The organism is Mesorhizobium sp. M1A.F.Ca.IN.020.06.1.1, assembly GCF_004023265.1.
In the GTDB taxonomy this organism is placed as follows: Bacteria; Pseudomonadota; Alphaproteobacteria; order Rhizobiales; family Rhizobiaceae; genus Mesorhizobium.
This window is the reverse complement of record NZ_RZSR01001209.1, coordinates 1-1,498: the sequence shown is the minus strand read 5'-3', so window position 1 is coordinate 1,498 and position 1,498 is coordinate 1. Positions and strand designations below refer to the sequence as shown.

Annotated in this window: 3 protein-coding genes; 2 read left to right on the top strand and 1 reads right to left on the bottom strand. The window is 65.5% G+C overall.

Translation table 11 applies throughout. The features are described 5' to 3' along the window. Positions 1-130: 130 nt before the first annotated feature. Positions 131-655 (top strand): DUF4142 domain-containing protein, encoded by a 525-nt coding sequence (locus tag EOA60_RS32540; RefSeq protein WP_095824662.1) that lies wholly within the window; start codon positions 131-133, stop codon positions 653-655. Next, positions 652-966, top strand: a complete 315-nt coding sequence (locus EOA60_RS32535; RefSeq protein WP_095824445.1) for a cupredoxin family copper-binding protein — start codon at positions 652-654, stop codon at positions 964-966. The genes EOA60_RS32540 and EOA60_RS32535 overlap by 4 nt, the downstream gene beginning before the upstream one ends. Here EOA60_RS32535 and EOA60_RS32530 read toward each other — a convergent pair. Continuing rightward, the coding region (locus EOA60_RS32530; RefSeq protein ID WP_206628357.1) for an enoyl-CoA hydratase-related protein at positions 963-1,498 on the bottom strand (536 nt) is incomplete at its 5' end. The two genes, EOA60_RS32535 and EOA60_RS32530, sit on opposite strands and share 4 nt — an antisense overlap.

Genomic DNA, 1,498 nt, shown 5'->3' with positions numbered 1-1,498 from the left:
ACCCTAAGATGACGAAGTGATGAGTATGTGTCCCGCGACTTTGCCCGGGAACGTTTCGCCCTCTCCCGCATCCAATGGCCGTCAACTGAGAATGAAGCCCGGTGCCAATGTGCCGGGCGAAGGAGATGCCATGTTTATCCGACCGACCGCAGCCCTCGCAGCCTTCCTCCTCGTCAGCGCAGCGCCGCTGGCTGGAGCCGCCGAGAAGCCGACCGACCCGCAGATCGCCCATATCGCCTATACGGCCGGCGTGCTCGACATCGAGGCGGCGAAGCTGGCGATCCAGAAGTCGAAAACCAAGGAGGTCGTCGACTTTGCCAAGGATATGGAGCGCGACCACGAGGCGGTGAACAAGCAGGCTCTCGACCTGGTGAAGAAGCTGAAGGTGAAGCCGGAAGACAACGCCACCAGCCAGGCGCTGACCAAGGCGGCGAGGGAAGAGCGCGCCAAGCTGGCAAAGCTCGAGGGCACTGCCTTCGACAAGGCCTATATCGAGAACGAGGTCGCGTATCACAAGCAGGTCAACGGCGCGCTCGAAACCCTGCTCATTCCTTCGGCCAGCAATGCCGAGTTGAAGAGCCTGCTCGAGACGGGGCTAAAAATCTTCCAGGGACATGAGCAGCATGCCGAGCATGTCGCCGGCACGTTGAAATGAGGGCGGGCGCGTTATCGCTGCTCGGCTCGCTGGCGCTGGCGCTTGTCCCTTCGCCGGCGCTCGCCGCCACCATCGAGGTGACGATCGACAGGCTGGTCTACTCGCCGGCGAGCGTCGAGGCCAAGGTCGGCGACACGATCGAGTGGGTGAACAAGGACGTCATCGCCCACACCGCGACAGTGAAGGGCGGCTGGGAGGTGATGATCCCGCCGAAATCGAAAGGCAGGATCACCCTCAAGCGAGTGGGAGCGGTCGACTATTTCTGCCGCTTCCACCCCAACATGAAGGGGCACCTCAACGTGGCGCCCTAATCCGCCGCGGGGTCGCGCCGAAACGAGGCGCGCCGTGCCTCGCTGAGCCGGGTGACGTGCGTCCATGAGCCGTCATAGATGGGCTGGCGCCGCTCGATCCAGGCGCTGAGCCCTTCGCCGAGGTCGGCGGTCGGGGCCATGCGGGCGAACTGCTCGGCCTCGACCAGCAGGCCTTCGGCGATGCTAAGGTTGATGCCGCGCGCCACCGCGGTGAGGATGCCAGCCACCGCCGCCTGCGAATGGCGGATGATGCGGTTCGCAAGATCGAGCGCGGCGGGCATCAGCTCCTCATGCGGCACGACTTTGTTGACCAGCCCGAGCTCCAGCGCCCGCGCGGGCGAGAAAGGCTCGCCGGTAAGCAGCAGTTCGAGCGCGCGTTTGCGCCCGGCAAGCCTCGGCAGGCGCTGCGTGCCGCCGAAGGTCGGCGGCATGGCGAGCTTTATTTCGGGCTTGGCGAACAGGGCGCGGTCGCTGGCGACCGCCAGCGGCACCGCCTCGGTGATCTCGCAGCCACCGCCGAAGGCAAGGCCGT